18 protein-coding genes are annotated in these 18,205 nt (G+C 30.3%); 17 read left to right on the top strand and 1 reads right to left on the bottom strand.

Annotation, left to right across the window (positions count from 1 at the left end; genetic code table 11):
- Positions 1-50 precede the first annotated feature (50 nt).
- Positions 51-737, top strand: coding sequence for a GntR family transcriptional regulator (locus HYG85_RS00435; RefSeq protein WP_113674707.1), 687 nt, complete (start codon positions 51-53; stop codon positions 735-737).
- Between the two features lie 19 nt (positions 738-756).
- Here HYG85_RS00435 and HYG85_RS00430 read toward each other — a convergent pair whose 3' ends face one another.
- Positions 757-2,691 (bottom strand): ABC-F family ATP-binding cassette domain-containing protein, encoded by a 1,935-nt coding sequence (locus HYG85_RS00430; protein ID WP_212691839.1) that lies wholly within the window; start codon positions 2,689-2,691, stop codon positions 757-759.
- A 224-nt stretch (positions 2,692-2,915) separates the two neighbouring features.
- Here HYG85_RS00430 and HYG85_RS00425 point away from each other — a divergent pair, with 224 nt between their 5' ends.
- The 16 genes from HYG85_RS00425 (at position 2,916) to gatA (ending at position 18,205) form a co-directional block, all read left to right on the top strand.
- Complete coding sequence (locus HYG85_RS00425) at positions 2,916-3,311, top strand: helix-turn-helix domain-containing protein (RefSeq protein WP_212691838.1); 396 nt, start codon at positions 2,916-2,918, stop codon at positions 3,309-3,311.
- Positions 3,312-3,751: 440 nt separating this feature from the next.
- Positions 3,752-4,384 carry a redox-sensing transcriptional repressor Rex gene (locus tag HYG85_RS00420; RefSeq protein WP_113674710.1) on the top strand — a complete coding sequence of 211 codons (633 nt, stop codon included), beginning with the start codon at positions 3,752-3,754 and terminating at the stop codon, positions 4,382-4,384.
- A 199-nt stretch (positions 4,385-4,583) separates the two neighbouring features.
- Positions 4,584-5,198: a coiled-coil domain-containing protein gene (locus HYG85_RS00415; RefSeq protein ID WP_212691837.1), complete on the top strand. Its 615-nt coding sequence runs from the start codon at positions 4,584-4,586 to the stop codon at positions 5,196-5,198.
- On the top strand, positions 5,195-5,560 hold the full coding sequence (gene acpS, locus HYG85_RS00410; protein ID WP_212691836.1) for a holo-ACP synthase: 366 nt from the start codon (positions 5,195-5,197) through the stop codon (positions 5,558-5,560). The genes HYG85_RS00415 and acpS overlap by 4 nt, the downstream gene beginning before the upstream one ends.
- Positions 5,561-5,582: 22 nt before the next feature.
- Entirely contained in the window at positions 5,583-7,127 is a 1,545-nt protein-coding gene (locus HYG85_RS00405; protein WP_212691835.1) for an NAD(P)H-hydrate dehydratase, read from the top strand.
- A 290-nt stretch (positions 7,128-7,417) separates the two neighbouring features.
- Complete coding sequence (gene alr / locus HYG85_RS00400) at positions 7,418-8,581, top strand: alanine racemase (protein ID WP_212691834.1); 1,164 nt, start codon at positions 7,418-7,420, stop codon at positions 8,579-8,581.
- 265 nt (positions 8,582-8,846) lie between these two features.
- On the top strand, positions 8,847-9,194 hold the full coding sequence (locus HYG85_RS00395) for a type II toxin-antitoxin system PemK/MazF family toxin (protein WP_113674715.1): 348 nt from the start codon (positions 8,847-8,849) through the stop codon (positions 9,192-9,194).
- An 81-nt stretch (positions 9,195-9,275) separates the two neighbouring features.
- Complete coding sequence (locus HYG85_RS00390; RefSeq protein WP_212691833.1) at positions 9,276-10,247, top strand: AEC family transporter; 972 nt, start codon at positions 9,276-9,278, stop codon at positions 10,245-10,247.
- 33 nt (positions 10,248-10,280) lie between these two features.
- Positions 10,281-11,639 carry an MATE family efflux transporter gene (locus HYG85_RS00385; protein WP_212691832.1) on the top strand — a complete coding sequence of 453 codons (1,359 nt, stop codon included), beginning with the start codon at positions 10,281-10,283 and terminating at the stop codon, positions 11,637-11,639.
- A gap of 77 nt (positions 11,640-11,716) precedes the next feature.
- Complete coding sequence (locus tag HYG85_RS00380; RefSeq protein ID WP_212691831.1) at positions 11,717-12,445, top strand: YebC/PmpR family DNA-binding transcriptional regulator; 729 nt, start codon at positions 11,717-11,719, stop codon at positions 12,443-12,445.
- A 173-nt stretch (positions 12,446-12,618) separates the two neighbouring features.
- Positions 12,619-13,665: a hypothetical protein gene (locus HYG85_RS00375; protein ID WP_212691830.1), complete on the top strand. Its 1,047-nt coding sequence runs from the start codon at positions 12,619-12,621 to the stop codon at positions 13,663-13,665.
- Entirely contained in the window at positions 13,658-13,846 is a 189-nt protein-coding gene (locus HYG85_RS00370) for a hypothetical protein (protein ID WP_113674720.1), read from the top strand. Before HYG85_RS00375 ends, HYG85_RS00370 begins: the two co-directional genes overlap by 8 nt.
- Positions 13,847-14,067: 221 nt before the next feature.
- The gene (locus HYG85_RS00365; RefSeq protein ID WP_113674721.1) at positions 14,068-14,247 is read left to right on the top strand and encodes a hypothetical protein; all 180 of its coding nucleotides are present in this window, start codon (positions 14,068-14,070) and stop codon (positions 14,245-14,247) included.
- Positions 14,248-14,389: 142 nt separating this feature from the next.
- A complete protein-coding gene (gene ligA, locus HYG85_RS00360) occupies positions 14,390-16,354 on the top strand; it encodes an NAD-dependent DNA ligase LigA (protein ID WP_212691829.1) in 1,965 nt (654 codons plus the stop codon).
- A 78-nt stretch (positions 16,355-16,432) separates the two neighbouring features.
- On the top strand, positions 16,433-16,720 hold the full coding sequence (gene gatC / locus HYG85_RS00355; RefSeq protein ID WP_113674723.1) for an Asp-tRNA(Asn)/Glu-tRNA(Gln) amidotransferase subunit GatC: 288 nt from the start codon (positions 16,433-16,435) through the stop codon (positions 16,718-16,720).
- A gap of 24 nt (positions 16,721-16,744) precedes the next feature.
- Positions 16,745-18,205 carry an Asp-tRNA(Asn)/Glu-tRNA(Gln) amidotransferase subunit GatA gene (gene gatA, locus HYG85_RS00350; RefSeq protein WP_212691828.1) on the top strand — a complete coding sequence of 487 codons (1,461 nt, stop codon included), beginning with the start codon at positions 16,745-16,747 and terminating at the stop codon, positions 18,203-18,205.

Below are 18,205 nucleotides of genomic sequence, written 5' to 3'. Positions count from 1 at the left end.
GAAGATTTTATATTAATAAGTGTATCCTATAAATAAGAGGAGGCACACCAGTGAGCGAGTATAATCTTCACGAAGAAGTAACTGATAAATACTCTTTAAGAGGCAGAGTTTTTAACAAAATACGAGAAGATATATTAAAGGGTAGATATAAGAATAGTGAACCTTTAAAAGAAACACAGATATCTAGAGAATTAGGAGTTAGTAGAACTCCCGTAAGAGAAGCCATAAGGCAGCTTGAATTAGAAGGTCTCGTAACAATTATACCAAACAAAGGTGCAGTAGTTTCTGGTATTGATGCTAAGGATATACAAGATATATATGAAATAAGGTCATTGATAGAAGGACTATCTGCTAGATGGGCTACTACTAACATAAATGAAGAACAACTTGAATTACTAGAAGAAATTGTTTATTTATCTGAATTTCATTATAAAAAAGGACATTTGGATCAGCTTTATGAATTAGATACCAAATTTCATGAAGTGTTATACCAAGCTTCACACAGTAAAATATTAAAACATGTTTTATCAGATTTCCACCATTATGTTCAAAGAATAAGGAGAGCTTCAATTTCATCTGAGGCAAGAGCCAAAAAATCAGTTGAAGAACATAAAGCCATTGTTGAAGCCATAAAATTGGGTGATGAGAGTAAAGTAGAAGAGTTAACTAATCTACATGTAAAAAACACCTTAAAGAACGTTGTGGACCATAAATTAATGGATATAATAGGAAAATAATATAAAAGGGAGAATTACTCTAACCGAGTAATTCCTCCCATTTTTCATATAAATTCTCTAATTCATTTTCGTAATGAGTTTTTTCATTAAGAAGCGTTTCTGCTTTTTCAGCATTAGTATATATTTCTTCTAGACATAACTTTTCATCAATCGTCTTAATGTTATTTTCAATTTCATGAATATCAGTTTCTATTTTTTTGATTTGATTATTAAGTTTACGCTTATTGGCTTGTTCATCCTTGCTTTTCAGCCAGTCTTGTTTGTTGGAAGTAGCAATTGGTGTATCCTCTTGTTTTTTATTGTTGATACTATTTTCTAGCTCCAACAATCGTTGTTTTTCTTCTTCTTGTTTTTTTTCAATGACATAACTATAGTTTCCTAAGTAGTTGTTTAATTTATTAGGAGTAAGTTCTAATACCCTTGTTGCTATTTTATTTATAAAATAACGGTCATGAGAAATAAATAGAACAGTACCAGTATAATTTTTTATAGCTGATTCAAGAATTTCTTTTGATATGATATCAAGATGATTAGTAGGCTCATCCAACAGCAAGAAATTAGCATTCGACAGCATCAATTTTGCCAGTATCAATCTACCTTTTTCACCACCACTCAGACTAGATATCTTTTTGAATACATCATCACCAGTGAATAAAAAAGCAGCTAATGTATTACGTATATGACCTGTATTCATATTGGGATAAGCATCTGATATCTCTTCAATTAAATCATTATCCCCATTTAGGGTGGTATGTTCTTGGTCATAATAACCAGTATTCACTTTGGCTCCTAGAGAAATAGTACCTGTATCTCCTGTTAGCCCATTGCTTATTATACGAAATAAGGTTGTTTTGCCTGTTCCGTTATCTCCTATGAGTGCTACTTTTTCACCTCTTTTAATCTGAAAATTAAGATTGGAAAATAGGTGTTTATTATCAAAGGATTTGGATACATCTGTAGCAGTAAGTACATCATTACCACTTATGACCCTTGGTGATAGCTTAAGATTCATTTTATCATTAATCAGTGTAGGTTTATCTATCATATTGATTTTTTGCAGTTGTTTCTCACGGCTCTGGGCTCTTTTTATAAGTTTATCTCTACCGTGGGATCTAAGTTCACGAATTACTTCTTCCTGCCTTTTTATCTCTTTTTGTTGTTCTACATAATGTTTGATTTCAATATCCTGATTCATGGCTTTGTGCTTTATATAAAAGCTGTAATTACCGTTGTATATATGTGATTGGGTGTTTTCTATCTCTATAACCTTATTTACTATTTTATCAAGGAAATAACGGTCATGTGAGATGATTATAACAGTACCTTGATAATTGCATAAGAAACCCTCCAACCATTCACATGCTTTGATATCCAGATGGTTGGTTGGCTCGTCCAATAGTAATATATCAGGTTTTTCTAGAAGTATTTTTGCTAGGGCTACCCTTGTTTTTTGTCCTCCTGATAAGGTGGATATATTAGCGGTGAAATCTTCTTCATTGAATCCTAGACCTTTTAACACACCTTTAATATTACTTTTATAGCTATACCCATTATTAAGTTCAAAAGTATGCTGTAGATTTGAGTAGGATTTCATAAGTGAATCAAGGGCTTCGCTATCATTATCTAGTTTAGACATTTTTACTTCGTATTCTCTTAAAGTATTTTCCATTTGAATTATTTCTTTGCATGTTAACAGCATTTCATCATAAATAGTTTTTTCGGATGATAGAGTACTATTTTGGGATAGGTAACCAAGTTTTGTTAAACTATTAATTATAACTTGTCCTGAATCTGCTTCTAATTCATTGGTAATGATCTTGAACAGCGTTGATTTACCGGCTCCATTAATACCTACTATAGCTGCTTTATCTCCTTTTTCCAGCCAGAAGTTTACATTGTCCAGTACTGTATGTGTTACAAATGCTTTGCATATATTTTTACATGATAAAATCATAGTTGCCTCCTATAAATATTAAAATTACCATACTATGATACCATTAATCACTGGTTTTGAAAAGTTTAAGGGTTTAAAATTAGAGGTTTTTGGTAAATATATAAATATCTATTGTGATAGTTCTTTGCCTAACGAGAAGTAACATATTTTGTTCATACATAAGAATAAATTTCTTTGGGACAACATATATATGATAAAAGAACTTTTCTAAAGGGGATGATGACTTGAGTCGTAATGCAGGTTATATGAAAAAATTGAGAAAAGCTCGTGTGGAGAGAAAACAATGTATAAGGTGTGGTAAACCTCTATCACAAGAATCACTTATTAGAGGTGTCAAGCAATGTGAAAAATGCCTTGATTATCAACGTAAAAGAAAATTGGGACAAATAAGTTCTAAGGTCAATACTACTTATTTTTACAATAGACAATACAAAAAAGATGAGATAAAGAGAAAAGAACTAGGAAATTATATGGTTGAGAATAAAATAACTATCAAGGATCTGGCGAAAGAATCCAACTTATCTCAAAGAACCATACAAAGAATATTATACACTGATGCAAACTATACAAAAAAAACTAAAGATGCTATTAATAAATATTTGGGAAAAGAACTTTTATAGGTAATAATATTAAGTTGATAATAATATTGAGTTAAGTAAATTAAAGAATATATAATTGAACTTAACAATTAAAAAGGGTATAGAATTAATTTTTTATATCCATTTTATATGTTAGAAGTAAACATACAGGGTTTATGAAACCTAAATATGTATAAAATTTAGGATATTAAAATTTTTTATAAGTATAATTTTCTAGAAAAAGCTGTAAAATATCAGGGTTTTATGGTATAATTTATAAAATATAGATTGTATACAATAAACAATTGATTGTTTTTAACTATATTTACTAAATATAGGATTTGTGTTAATGATTTATACTGTGATAATACATAAACGATAAGGGTTTATCAGCATTTGATTATTTGACATAGATTTAACAACCATATATAATTATTTGTATAAAAGTTCCAAAATAGTATCAAGGATTGGGGATTGATTATATGATACAAAAGAAAATATCAACAGCGGTAATTAAAAGATTACCAAAATACTACAGATACTTAGGAGACTTATTGGAAAACGATGTTGTAAGGATTTCCTCTAAAGAATTGAGTAACAGAATGGGTGTAACAGCTTCTCAAATAAGACAAGATTTAAATAATTTTGGCGGTTTTGGTCAACAAGGTTACGGCTATAATGTTGAATATTTATATAACGCTATAGGCAAGATACTTGGTCTTGAAAATAAATATAATACAATTATTGTTGGAGCAGGAAACTTGGGTCAAGCACTTGCTAATTATACTAATTTTGATAAAAGAGGTTTTGAAGTTAAAGGATTATTTGATGTTAACCCGAGACTTATAGGTATAACTGTAAGAGGTATTGAGATTAAGGATTTAGATGAAATGGGAAGTTTCATAAAAGAAAATAGTATTGACTTGGCAATTCTAACATTACCTAAGCAAAAAGCACCAAAAGTTGCTAATGACTTAGTTAGTTATGGTATAAAAGGAATATGGAATTTTGCCCCTATAGACCTGAAATTATCCAATAAAAATGTTATAGTCGAAAATGTACATTTGTTGGATAGTCTAATGACTCTATCATATAATATCAAAGAGAGAATATAAATAAGCGTCTGTAATTTATGTTTTTAAGAATGAATAACTATTCTTAGAAGTATTAGGTACTCATATATATGGGTACCTTTTAATTATATTGTGCTATAGAATATAATAATTTGTTACGATATAATTAATATAGAAAATTTTTATTATATTACTAAGTAGGTATAAATTAAGTATATATAAATAATGAGGACGTGAAAGCATGTTTTTTTCAAAACAAAAGATAGAGAAACCAATTAATATAGAAAAAAAGGTACATATATTGACATTGGATAATAGATGGCATGAACTATTCAAAAATAATAAAAAACCAAAAAAAATAGTGGAACTTGAAAAAAGACTTAATAAGCTTCTTGGTGAACAAGGACAACTTACTAATGATTTGAAAGAATATACTTTGCTTAAAAAGAAAATGATGGTTGATATAATGGATAACATGAAAGAAGCCATTGAAGATGAAGATGATGAAGCCATTGGAGAAATGGAAAAAAGCAAGAAATATATCAATGACATAAAGGTCAAGATAGATAAGATGGAATCAAGAATGGAAAATATGCCAAAAGAAATTCAAACGACCAACAAAGAATTATTAGAATATACAATGCAAGATTGTTATATGAGAATGTTTGATACCAAGAATGAATTAGATGAATTAAATGAATGGATTGAAAAAGTTAGGGCAGAATTAAAAGAAAAAGCTGTGAGACAGACGGAAGCGAAAGAAGAATATGATAAGATGTATTCTTATATGCATGATCTGGTAGGATATGAAGTCATTGAATTATATGATAAAAAATATCTGGGAGGAAGTAAATGATAAAAGGAATAGGTAATGATATCATTGAAATCAGTAGAATAGAAAAGGTTATTCTAAATAAAAGATTCCTAGAAAAATATTTTACACCCAACGAAAATAAATTATTTGAAACTAAAAATTATAGAGGTGAAACAATAGCTGGTAATTTTGCTGTCAAAGAAGCAGTCTCCAAGGTTCTTGGAACAGGGTTTGTAAATTTTACTCCTATTGATGTTGAGGTTTTACGTGATGATAAAGGCAAGCCCTATGTAGTTTTATATAATGGTGCTAAGGATTTGGCGAGACAACTTGATATTTCTACGATACATGTATCAATATCACATTCCAGGGATAATGTGACAGCTATTGCAGTAGGGGAGTAATTAGTTAAAAGGAGAGATTCAGTTGAAGGTTGTCAAAAGTTATGAAATGAAGGAAATTGATAGGTATACTATTGAAGAGATAGGTATACCAGGTATTGTTTTGATGGAGAATGCAGCCATGTCTGTAGTGAGTGAAACTATACAGTTGCTGAAAGAGAGCAATAAAGTTGTTATTTGCTGCGGTACAGGTAATAATGGTGGGGACGGATTTGCAATAGGTAGAATACTTAGCTGTAATAACATAAAGGTCTCTATAATCATAATAGGTGATTCTGGCAAGATAAAAGGTGATGCTAAAATAAATTATGATATAGCTAGACAATTAAATATTGATATACATGAATTCAATGATGAAAGACAGATGGATGAGTTGAAAAATATAGTTAGTGATTGCGATGTAATCTATGATGCTATTTTTGGAACTGGTCTATGTAGAGAGGTAACAGGAAAATACTTGGAAGCTATTAAGATCATAAATAGAGCTAATGCTTATAGAATAGCTATTGATATACCTTCTGGAGTTAATGCTGATGATGGTCAGATTCTGGGGAATTCAGTGTGTGCTGATAAGACAGTTACATTCTGTCTGCCTAAGGTGGGCTTGCTTTTATATCCTGGAGCTAACTATGTTGGCGATCTGGTTGTTGCAGATATAGGTATACCTAATATATCTATAGATAGAATTAATTCTCATACCACAATAATGGATGATAATCTAGCAAGATATTTTATGCCTAACAGAGTGAAGATGTCTCATAAGGGTTCTTATGGAAAAGTCTTAGTTATTGCAGGTACCAGTAAAATGACAGGAGCAGCCGTTTTGACTTCTTTATCGGCTTATCGTACAGGAGCAGGATTAGTCAAGACATTTATCGAAGAGTCTGTGTCCAGTGTGGTTACGACAAAAGTGCCAGAAGCAGTTGTAGAGACTTATAGCAGGGCTAACAATAATATATCCAATGAAGATAAAGAAAAACTATTAGAAATGCTTGGGTGGGCTGATACCATTGCTATAGGACCAGGACTTGGGAATGACAATATCACAAGAAAGATACTTGAAATTGTAATTAGTAATTTCAATAAGACAGTAGTTGTTGATGCTGACGGAATTAACGCATTATCAAAAGATAAAGAGATATTGAATAATCGAAAATGTGAGATAATAGTTACACCACATCTAGGTGAGATGTCAAGGCTTACGGATTATGATATTGGAGAGATTACAAATAATACAATAAAAGTAGCGGTAGAACTTAGTAGGACCTATAAGATTACATGTGTCCTGAAAAGTGCTAGAACCATAATTTCTTCTCCTAATGGGATGGTTAATATTAATATATATGGTAATTCAGGAATGGCGACAGCTGGTTCAGGTGATGTTCTAACAGGTATTATAGTATCATTGTTAGGGCAAGGATTAAATGCTTCAGATGCAGCAATATTAGGTGTCTATATCCATAGTAAAGCTGGTGATAAGGCAAAAGATGATAAAGGAGAGCATGGACTTATCGCTAATGATATAATATGTAATATACCTTATGTAATTAAATCAAGTCTTAATGAATAATAATATAATATATAAGTTTTATAATAAGTTAGGAAAGTTATTATACTATCCTAACTATATTTTTATAATCAATAACTGTAAAATATTTATTTGTAAACCCATAAAGGTATACTATTATAAGTTTATGGTCTATAATACTATCTAAGTTTAATTAATAAAGCTAAGGACAACATTACTGGCGTTAAATAACAATAAGTAGTATAATATTAGTGTTTTAATGTATTGAACTTATAGAAATAGGATTGATGTTTAAGTTCAATATATATAATGTTTAACATATGGAGGAAAGTGTGAAAATGTACGAAAGAGTATATGCCCGTATAGACTTGGATGCAATAATACATAATATAACTAATTTCAAAAATAGAATATCATCACAGAGTACATTAATGCCTGTTGTAAAGGCAGATGGTTATGGTCATGGTGCGGTTCCTATATCAAAAGAATTAATTAATTGTGGAATTGACAGATTTGCTGTTGCCACTATAGAAGAAGGTATCAGTCTAAGGAAAAATGGCATTGATAAAAAAATACTGATTCTAGGATATACGCCAGTTGATATAGCTGATAAACTGGTTGAATACGATTTGATTCAGACTGTATATAATTATACAGCAGCCAAAAATATATCAGATACAGCTTGTAAATCTGGTAAAATAGGTAAGATACATATAAAATTGGATACTGGAATGGGTAGAATAGGTTTTGTACCTAATGATGAATCTGTTAGTATAATTAAAGATATATATAATTTGCCTAATATTGAAATAGAAGGTATCTATACTCATTTATCTAAAGCAGATGAATTGGATAAGACTTTTACCAATAATCAATTAAAGATGTATAATGATTTTATTGGAAAATTAGAGAGCAATGGTATTTGTATACCCATCAAACATGTAGCTAATAGTGCAGGAATAATTGACTTGGATAGTACTCATTTGGATTTGGTGAGACTTGGGATATCATTATATGGATTATATCCATCGGATGAGGTGATTAAGGATAATGTGAAATTACAGCCCGTTTTATCACTAATCAGTCATATTATACATATAAAAGAAGTTGAGGAAGGTACTCCAATAGGTTATGGAGGAACATATATCACAAAGAGGAAATCAAAAATAGCAACTATTCCAGTTGGCTATGGAGATGGATATGATAGGCTGTTATCCTCAAAAGGTAGAGTATTGATAGGTGGGCAATTTGCCAATATATTGGGTAGAATATGTATGGATCAATTTATGGTTGATATTACAGATATACCTGATGTGAAAGATTTTGATGAAGTGGTTTTAATCGGTAAGCAGGGGCATAATGAAATTACTGCAGATGATATTGCTAAGATAAAAGGTACAATAAATTATGAAGTTGTATGTCAGTTAGGTAAAAGAATACCAAGAGTGTATTATAAAAATAATAAATATTTGTCTTCTATTGATTATTTTGATTAAATACTTCGCTTTTAATTATATTCCATTAAATAACAGTAAAATTTTCTTATTAATGTATATTAATAAAAATATTGGTGATAATGGTAATATAAGAAAATAGGAGTTGAACTTTTACATAAAGTACGATCTATATAATTGTGAAATATATATTAAGAACGTATCCTGAACTGCAAAAATACACATAAAGATAAATTATTATAAAGATGTGTTGTTATTTGAAGGTGAGGTTAAGAAGTTCAGCAAGATTTAGCGGAGAGTGAGTAATGTGGTAGTAAAACGTGGGGATGTATTTTATGCAGATTTAAGACCAGTAATTGGTTCTGAACAAGGCGGTATACGTCCAGTACTTATCGTTCAAAATGATGTAGGAAATAAATATAGTCCAACAGTAATATGTTCAGCAATAACATCGCAAATAAATAAAGCTAAGCTTCCAACTCATGTTGAAATAGAGGCAAAGAAGTATGATTTAGTAAAAGACTCGGTTGTTTTGTTAGAACAGATTAGAACTATTGACAAAAAAAGATTGAAAGAAAAAGTGTGTCATTTAGAAGATAAGGTGATGGAAAAAGTAGATAAAGCTTTAGTAGTTAGTTTTGGCGTTGATACATAGTTAAGAGACTTCCGAAAGGAAGTCTTAATTATTTGCAATTCTATTGAAATATCTCTTGCCTTTTTTGGGGATTTGTATATAATGATAGGTAATGAATATAGCAAATATATTTTGATGAAAGGGCACATCATGGATTTTAATGCAATTATCAATCAAATATTAGTACTGTTTATTGTGCTTTTTTTAGGTTTTTTTATAAGAAAGATCAATATAATTGATGAACATGCAAGTAAGAAAATTGCTAGTCTTGTTGTTAAGGTAACAGCACCGTGTCTTATCATCAATTCCATGATGAAGAAGACTGAACTTGGTAATAGAGAGATACTTCAGATGCTTGGTTTATCCATTGCGGTGTACATATGTATGTTTATCATGACTTTTATAATACCTAAGTTGTTGAGGATAGAAAAAAATAATATTGGTGTTTATAGATTTATGATTATGTTTTCGAATGTGGGATTTATGGGATTTCCGGTTATTGAATCCATTTTTGGTAAAGAAGCCGTGTTCTATGGAGCAATATATAATTTACCGTTTTATGCACTTGTATATACTTTGGGTATATATTTGATTTCTATGGATAATAAAAAGAATATTAAGTTTAAGATAAAGGATATTTTTAACCCAGGAGTATGTGCTGTAATAATTGGGTTGATTATTTTTTCGTTTAAATTGAACTTGCCTTATGTTGCTACAAAGACCATTGATATGATTTCCAGTCTTACAACACCGTTATCAATGATTGTAATAGGAGCATCATTAGCTGGTATTAAGATAAAAAATATATTTTCAAACACTAAACTATATATTTACAGTTTCCTAAAACTATTGGTTTTTCCCATTATCATCCTAATTATTATAAGACAATTAGGTTTTAATGAGATTATGACTGGTGTACCGGTTATAATTACAGGAATGCCTGTTGCGGCGAATGCTGTAATCTTGAGTAAGGAATATGATGGTAATGATATACTTGCATCGGAAGGTGTGTTTATAAGTACTATGCTATCAATAATAACTATCCCGGTATTAGTGTTTTTATTAAGCAATTAATCTGAAATTGATATTATAGAGGTGATTAGTGAAATGGTTAACAGTATTATAAAAAATGATAAGAAGTTTTATTCGAAATTATTTGCAATAGGTCTTCCTATTGCTTTTCAAAACTTGATAACATCGGCACTCAATATGATTGATGTATTTATGATAAGTTCTTTAGGGGTTACTGCTGTTGCGGCAGTTGGTGGTGCCAACAAGCTATACTTTTTACTGAATCTATTCCTATTTGGAACCAGTAGTGGTACTGGTATTTTTTCTGCCCAATATTGGGGGAAAAAGGATGTTAAGAACATTAAGAGGATATTGGGGATATGTTTAATAATAAGTGTTTCAGGTGGAGCATTATTTTCTATAGCAGCAATATTCTTTCCTAATTTCATTATGCACATATTTTCTACAGATAGAGAAGTCATTATTGAAGGTGTTAAATATTTAAGGATTATTGGTTTCAGTTATTGTTTTACAGCTATATCCTTTGCATATATATTTGTGCTAAGAGGAATGAATCAAGTAAAAATTCCTATGATGATTACTGTTATAAGTATTTGCATCAATACATTTTTGAACTGGGTATTAATATATGGTAATCTAGGGGTTGAACCTCTAGGAGTAAAAGGTGCTGCTATTGCAACATTAATTGCAAGGACAGTAGAATGTTCACTATTAATCACTAGTGTTTATGTATTGAAATTGCCTATTGCTGGTAAAGTTAAAGAGCTGTTTGATATCAGCAAAAGTTTTGTTTCAAAATATTTATATACAGTTGCACCAGTTATGTGTAATGAAATCATGTGGTCTCTTGGAGTTGCTACTTATTCTTTTGTGTATGGAAGAATGGGTGAGGATGTCATGGCGACTATGACTCTGAATCAAACTATTGAGCAACTGTTCATGGTCTTGTTCTTTGGGATGTCTAGTGCTTGTGCTGTGATATTAGGTAACGAAATAGGTAATAATAAGATAGAAAGAGCTTTTAAGTATAGTAAGAAATTCATTAAGATAACTGTCATAACAGCTGTTTGCATAAGTCTACTTATAATTGGTACTTCTGGTTTTGTTGTTAGTCTTTTTGACGATCTTACAGATGTAGTTAGGTATAACTCAAGATTATGTTTAATCGTATTTGGGTTATTTGTACCATTTAAATCATTGAATCTAATACTGGTTGTTGGTGTTCTCAGAAGTGGTGGAGATACTAGATTTACTATGCTTTTAGATATGGGTGGTGTATGGTTGATAGGTGTACCGTTAGCTTTCATAAGCGGATTGGCTTTGAAATTGGACATCCAATTTGTTTATGCATGTATATTATCAGAGGAATTTTTCAAGATGACATTTGCATTAAAACGTATGTATTCTAAGAAATGGTTGAACAATCTTGTTTAACAGTCAACCTGTATTTGTAATATATTAGAAAACGTGATAAAATATTTGTGATATTATTTTAAGGAGTGAATATTTTTATGTCAGGACATTCAAAGTTTGCGAACATAAAACATAGAAAAGAAAGACAAGATGCCAAAAAAGGTAAGGTTTTTACTAAAATTGGTAGAGAAATTGCAGTTGCAGTCAAAGAGGGCGGTTCTGATCCATCTCTTAACTCTAAGCTTCGAGATGTAGTTGCAAAAGCAAAAGCCAATAATATGCCTAATGATACTATTTCAAGAAGTATCAAAAAAGCTTCTGGTGAACTTGGTAATATTAACTATGAGCATATTACATACGAAGGTTATGGACCAAGTGGAGTAGCTGTGATTGTAGATTGCTTAACTGAAAATAAAAATAGAACAGCTGCTAATATAAGACATGCTTTTTCTAAAAATAGTGGGAATCTAGGTACAACTGGTTGTGTTTCATTTATGTTTGACAAGAAAGGTCAAATAATTATAGAGCGTACAGAAGATATAGATGAAGATGAACTTATGATGGTTGCTCTTGACAGTGGAGCTGAAGATTTTGTTGCAGGAATAGATTTTTATGAAATCATTACTACTCCAGAAGATTTTAGTACTGTTAATGCTGCTGTTGAGGAAGCTGGAATCAAATCAGTATCAGCTGAGATTACAATGGTGCCTCAAACAACTACCAAACTTACAAGTGAAGACGATATTAAGAAAATGGATGGTCTTATAGATCAACTCGAAGAAGATGATGACGTACAAAATGTATGGCATAATTTTGACGAAAATTAAAAAAATAATAAAATAAGAAGAGTTAGCCTTTATATCTTTTGAAGATATGAGGGCTTTTTCTATTTTGTGCAATAATTAGACATCAGTCCATGGAAAATGTATTAATAAAAAATTAATTTAATATTTAAAATTTTATAATAATATGTTATAATAAAACTGGGGAGGGGTAGTATATGAAAATTTGTATGGTTTTTGTATTATGTGGGTTAATTTATGGTGTATTTGTAGCGATTCTCTTCTGCCAGATAAGTAATAAAAAGAGAAGTATTGCATCTTTTGGAATTGGGTGTATAGTAAGTGCATTTTTGGCTATCTACGAAGTTTTTACAGAGGAGCTTGCTATAAATAAAGCAGATGTATTCATTTGGTTCGTATTATTTTTTATTATTGGGTTTATACTGTGTTTTGGAATATACATATATTGTTTGAACATACAGGAAGATAGAAAGTACAAAGTAAAACCTATAGATATTCTTATGAACAACTACAATATATTAGAAGCACAGTACAAGGATATGGAATCAGAGATTGAGAGCAGGAATAAGCTTAAGATAAAAGAGTTATTAGAAAAAGAAACCGAGATTCAATCAGCTAAACAGGAATTAAGTACTTTAGAAAGAAAGATAAGGGATCAAATAAATCGAGGAATTTATATAAATATAGATAAACAAATTCCTATAACTCAATACTTCATTGACAGGCTTCCTGAATACGTAGAGAATGTTGCTAATTATACTATTGAGTTATATGAAAAAACAAATATGTTCATAAAAAATTATTATAATCATAAAAACAATAAAGACCAGTTTGTACAAGGTTTTATATATGCAGTAGCTGTTATTACATGTAAAGTATTGTTTGATACTAATAAAGATGTGAATGTCTGCATCAAATATTTTACTAAAGAATACAACAACAAAGTATCTACTGATGTTAGCAAAACCGATAATATATTCAGAGTGACAGGAGATAAAGCAGTATTCGCAAAAGGAGACGAAAATATTAGTGCTAATTCGGGTAATTTCGAAGATATTATGGTCATAGAATTCAATAAAGTGCATATAATTAAAATGGAGATAATGATTAGGAATAATTCGAAATATAAAGAGTTCACATGCTTCCTAAAGTATTGTAAGATCGACCAAATCATACAATTCTTCTTACTAGAGTTTATTGACGCATGTGATATTATAAATATAAGGGAGGCTAATAATGGCTAAGATTAACACAGTAGAGGCATTTATAAAGGCTTCAAAAATAATAAGCGAGACAAATGACCCTGTTATACTACAGAGAATAAATAATATCTTGTATCGTTCATTGAAGCATAATGATGTATCCGATAATGCAGATTATATTTATTTGACTAGAGAAGAAAAGAAAATATTCAGTACTAGGTAAAGCTATTATGCAATAATTATTATTACTAAAAAGTTATAACTAGCTAACATATTTTACTAGATATGTAAAAATATAGATAAAATACTTGTATTTTTATAGGTAATTAGTACTATTTGGCTAATTGCTTGACATATTTTTCTAATAATTGTGTATAATTAATATATAATAATATATAAATGATAAGTACAGAGAAAGAAATAATTGGGATGGGTGTGGTCGTGATGTATGTAAATGACTTCGAAGTTAAAACTTTGGTTGAACTTACAGAACATTTTATTGACTTCTTGGACGTGCTATATAAAAAAGGAACCATAACAGAAAATCAATTTTTAGAAATGACCGAAAAGAAAATTGAATTTATTAATAAGATGAAGAATAATAATATTTCCTTAAAAGCATAGTCGTAATATACGACTATTTTTTTGTACAAAATAATGGTAATATATAATAAGAAAATGTTGAAAGATATTATTATTGCATGGTATAGTGTTTATCATTATAATTACTAAGTAGTAATCAATATATAACAAGGAGATTAATTTGATGAATGAATTAAATAGAATGAAAGAATTGGTTCAGCTGTTAAATAGAGCAGGTGAAGAATATTATCAAAAAAATAATGAAATCATGAGTAATTATGAGTATGATAATCTGTATGATGAATTGATTGAGCTAGAAAAAGAGACAGGAATAACAATGAGTGATAGTCCTACTAATAAGGTTGGATATACTCTTTTAAGCTCCTTGCCAAAAGAAAAGCATAAAACCAGAATGTTATCCCTAGACAAGACAAAGGAAATATCAGCATTGAAAGAATGGATAGGCGATAAAAAAGGGATGCTATCATGGAAATTAGATGGTTTGACAATTGTCTTGACATATAACGAAGGTAAGTTGGTTAAAGCGGTCACAAGAGGAAATGGTGAGGTTGGAGAGGTTATTACTAATAACGCTAAAGTTTTTAAAAACATTCCTCTCCATATTTCATACAAAGATGAACTAATTATTAGAGGAGAAGCGGTAATCAAGTATTCAGATTTCAAAATCATTAATGAACGTATTGTTGATAAAGACAAATATAAGAATCCTAGAAATCTATGTAGTGGTACGGTAAGACAGCTTAATAATGAAATAACAGCTAAGAGAAATGTACATTTTTTTGCTTTTACTTTGGTTCAAGCAGATGATGTTGATTTTAGTGATTCAAAAATCAATCAGTTGGAATGGTTACAATCTCTTGGTTTCGATACAGTAGAGTATAGTATTGTTTATAAAGATAATATTGAGGATGAAATCAAAAATTTTGAAGATAAAATACAGCACAATGATTTTGGTTCAGATGGTTTGGTACTAACTTTTGATTCTATTTCTTATTCTAGGAGTCTAGGACAAACAGCAAAATTCCCTAGACATTCAATAGCATTCAAGTGGAGTGACGAAGTAAAAGATACTAAGCTATTATATATAGAATGGAGTGCTTCTAGAACTGGAGCTATTAATCCTATTGCTGTCTTTGAACCTATAGAGCTTGAGGGAACCACTGTGAAAAGGGCGAGCCTTCATAATCTAAGTATACTAGAGCAGCTTCAGTTAATTAAAGGTGATACCATTGAAGTATACAAAGCCAATATGATTATACCACAAGTTGCTAATAATCTGTCCAAAGAAAATACTGATGACCAAACCTCAAGAGAAGTTTTGATTCCTAGCAAATGTCCAGTCTGTGGTGGCGAAGTTGAAGTAAAACAAGTTAATGATGTCAAAGTTCTATATTGTATTAATGAGGAGTGTCAAGCCAAGAAAATAAAAGCATTTACACATTTTGTTGCTAGAGATGCTATGAATATTGAAGGTTTATCAGAATCTACAATACAAAAATTCATTGATAAAGGTTTTATTAAAACTTTTGCAGATATCTACAGGATTGAAAAATATAAAGATGAGATAATAGCGTTGGAAGGATTTGGAGAGAAGTCTTATATTAATCTCATCAAATCCATAGAAAAAAGTAAAGAGGTATTACTTCCTAATTTCATTTATGCACTAGGAATAATTAATGTAGGATTAAGTAATGCAAAGTTGATTTGTAAACATTATGATTATGATCTTGATAAAATATTATCAGCATCAGAAGAAGAGTTAACACTTATTGAAGGGTACGGAAGTATTATTGCCAAGTCTTTTGTCATGTATTTCAGTGATGAAAAGAATATGGAAGCAATTAATGATTTGCTTGATTATGTTATCATTCAAAAAATAGAAAGTACCAATAATAACATTTTGGAAGGAAAGACTTTTGTTATTACTGGAAGTTTAACTATATATGCAAATAGAAAAGAATTAAAGGAATTGATTGAGAGCTTAGGTGGAAAAGTAACAGGAAGTGTTACTGGCAATACAGATTATCTTATCAATAATAACGTGGAATCATCATCTTCAAAAAATAAGAAAGCAAAAGAGTTGGGTGTACCAATTATAGATGAAGAAACCTTTCAATCCCTATTATAAACTCAAAGAGTAATAAAGTATTGTGTTAAAGCATGCCTTATGGTAGAATGTTATAAATCCAAAAAGGGAGGAATTAATGTGAAGATTACAAAAGAACAAGTTGAACATGTTGCTAATCTTGCCCGTTTAAATCTTACGGAAGAAGAAAAAGAACAGATGACTACAGATATGGAAGTTATTATTGAATTTGCAAACAGGATTAATGAGATAAATATAGATAATATAAATCCTACAGCTCATATTATACCTATTAATAATGTATTTAGAGAAGATACAGTTAATCCTTCTTTTTCTAGAGATGAATTATTGAGTAATGCACCGAATAAAGAAAATGGATGTTTCAGTGTTCCAAGAATCGTTGAGTAAATTTAATAGCAGGGAGGCAAGACAATGGATTTAATTAAAATGACAGCCCATGAACTTAAAGATAAATTAGAATCAAAGGAAATAAGTAGTGTAGATATCACTAAATCCTATATAGATAGAATTGATAAAGTTGAAAGTAGTGTAAATGCTTATATTACATTAACTACGACACAGGCTTTAGCTAGGGCAGAAGAGATTGATGACAAAAGAGCTAAAGGTGAGACTTTAGGTTCACTGGCAGGAATTCCTATAGGAATTAAGGACAATATGTGTACCAAGGGTATAAAGACGACTTGTGCATCTAAGATGCTTGAGGATTTTGTACCTCCTTATAATGCGACTGTTATAGAGAAGTTAAATAATGAAGGTGCAGTATTATTAGGAAAACTTAACATGGATGAATTTGCTATGGGTTCATCTAATGAAAATTCATATTTTCATAAGACTATGAATCCTTGGGATCTAACTAGAGTTCCAGGAGGTAGTTCAGGTGGTTCTGCAGCAGCTGTTGCAGCTAATGAAGCCGTATTTACTTTAGGTTCTGATACAGGAGGCTCCATTAGACAACCAGCTCATTACTGTGGAGTGGTAGGAATGAAACCTACTTATGGAACAGTATCACGTTATGGTTTAGTCGCATTTGCTTCATCACTTGATCAAATAGGACCTTTGACAAAAGATGTTGAAGATATGGCTCTTGTACTGAACGCAATTACAGGATATGATAAATTAGATTCAAGTTCTTATAATAAAAAATACGAAGATTTCGGTGAAAATCTTAAAAAAGATATAAAAGGTAAAAAGGTTGCACTACCAAAAGAGTATTTTTCTGATGGAATCCAACCTGAAATAAAAGAAAAAGTTATTGATGTTGCTAAGAAATTAGAAGAATTAGGTGCAATTGTTGAAGAAGTAAGTATGAACATGACTGACTTGGCTTTGCCAGCATACTATTTAATATCTTCAGCTGAAGCATCTTCCAACTTAGCTAGATATGATGGCGTAAAATATGGATATAGAGCTAACAACTATGATAATCTAGTGGATTTGTACAAGCAGACTAGAGATGAAGGTTTTGGAAAAGAAGTTAAAAGACGAATTATGCTTGGAACATATGCATTAAGTTCAGGATACTATGATGCTTATTATAAAAAAGCTCAACAGGTAAGAACATTGATTAAAAATGAATTTGATAAGGTATTTGAAAAATACGATATAATATTAACACCAACAGGACCATCTACAGCATTCAAAATAGGTGAAAAAATAAATAATCCTATAGAAATGTATATGAATGATATATGTACAGTACCTATAAATATTGCTGGAGTACCAGCATTATCAATGAATTGTGGATTTGATAGCAACAACATGCCAATAGGTGTACAATTTATTTCAAAAGCATTTAATGAAAGTACAATATTACAAATGGCATATGCTTATGAACAAAATAGAGAATTACCTAATATAACACCACAGATTTAA

The sequence above is a fragment of the Vallitalea guaymasensis genome (assembly GCF_018141425.1).
GTDB classification, from domain to species: Bacteria; Bacillota; Clostridia; order Lachnospirales; family Vallitaleaceae; genus Vallitalea; species Vallitalea guaymasensis.
This window is presented reverse-complemented; position numbering and strand designations above follow the sequence as displayed.

Coding starts and splice junctions, on each gene's coding strand:
- HYG85_RS00420 (WP_113674710.1), top strand. CDS start 3,752: ATGATACAAAAGAAAATATCAACAGCGGTAATTAAAAGATTACCAAAA.
- ligA (WP_212691829.1), top strand. CDS start 14,390: ATGAATGAATTAAATAGAATGAAAGAATTGGTTCAGCTGTTAAATAGA.
- HYG85_RS00365 (WP_113674721.1), top strand. CDS start 14,068: ATGTATGTAAATGACTTCGAAGTTAAAACTTTGGTTGAACTTACAGAA.
- acpS (WP_212691836.1), top strand. CDS start 5,195: ATGATAAAAGGAATAGGTAATGATATCATTGAAATCAGTAGAATAGAA.
- HYG85_RS00370 (WP_113674720.1), top strand. CDS start 13,658: ATGGCTAAGATTAACACAGTAGAGGCATTTATAAAGGCTTCAAAAATA.
- HYG85_RS00415 (WP_212691837.1), top strand. CDS start 4,584: ATGTTTTTTTCAAAACAAAAGATAGAGAAACCAATTAATATAGAAAAA.
- HYG85_RS00385 (WP_212691832.1), top strand. CDS start 10,281: ATGGTTAACAGTATTATAAAAAATGATAAGAAGTTTTATTCGAAATTA.
- HYG85_RS00430 (WP_212691839.1), bottom strand. CDS start 2,691: ATGATTTTATCATGTAAAAATATATGCAAAGCATTTGTAACACATACA.
- gatA (WP_212691828.1), top strand. CDS start 16,745: ATGGATTTAATTAAAATGACAGCCCATGAACTTAAAGATAAATTAGAA.
- HYG85_RS00375 (WP_212691830.1), top strand. CDS start 12,619: ATGAAAATTTGTATGGTTTTTGTATTATGTGGGTTAATTTATGGTGTA.
- HYG85_RS00380 (WP_212691831.1), top strand. CDS start 11,717: ATGTCAGGACATTCAAAGTTTGCGAACATAAAACATAGAAAAGAAAGA.
- HYG85_RS00390 (WP_212691833.1), top strand. CDS start 9,276: ATGATAGGTAATGAATATAGCAAATATATTTTGATGAAAGGGCACATC.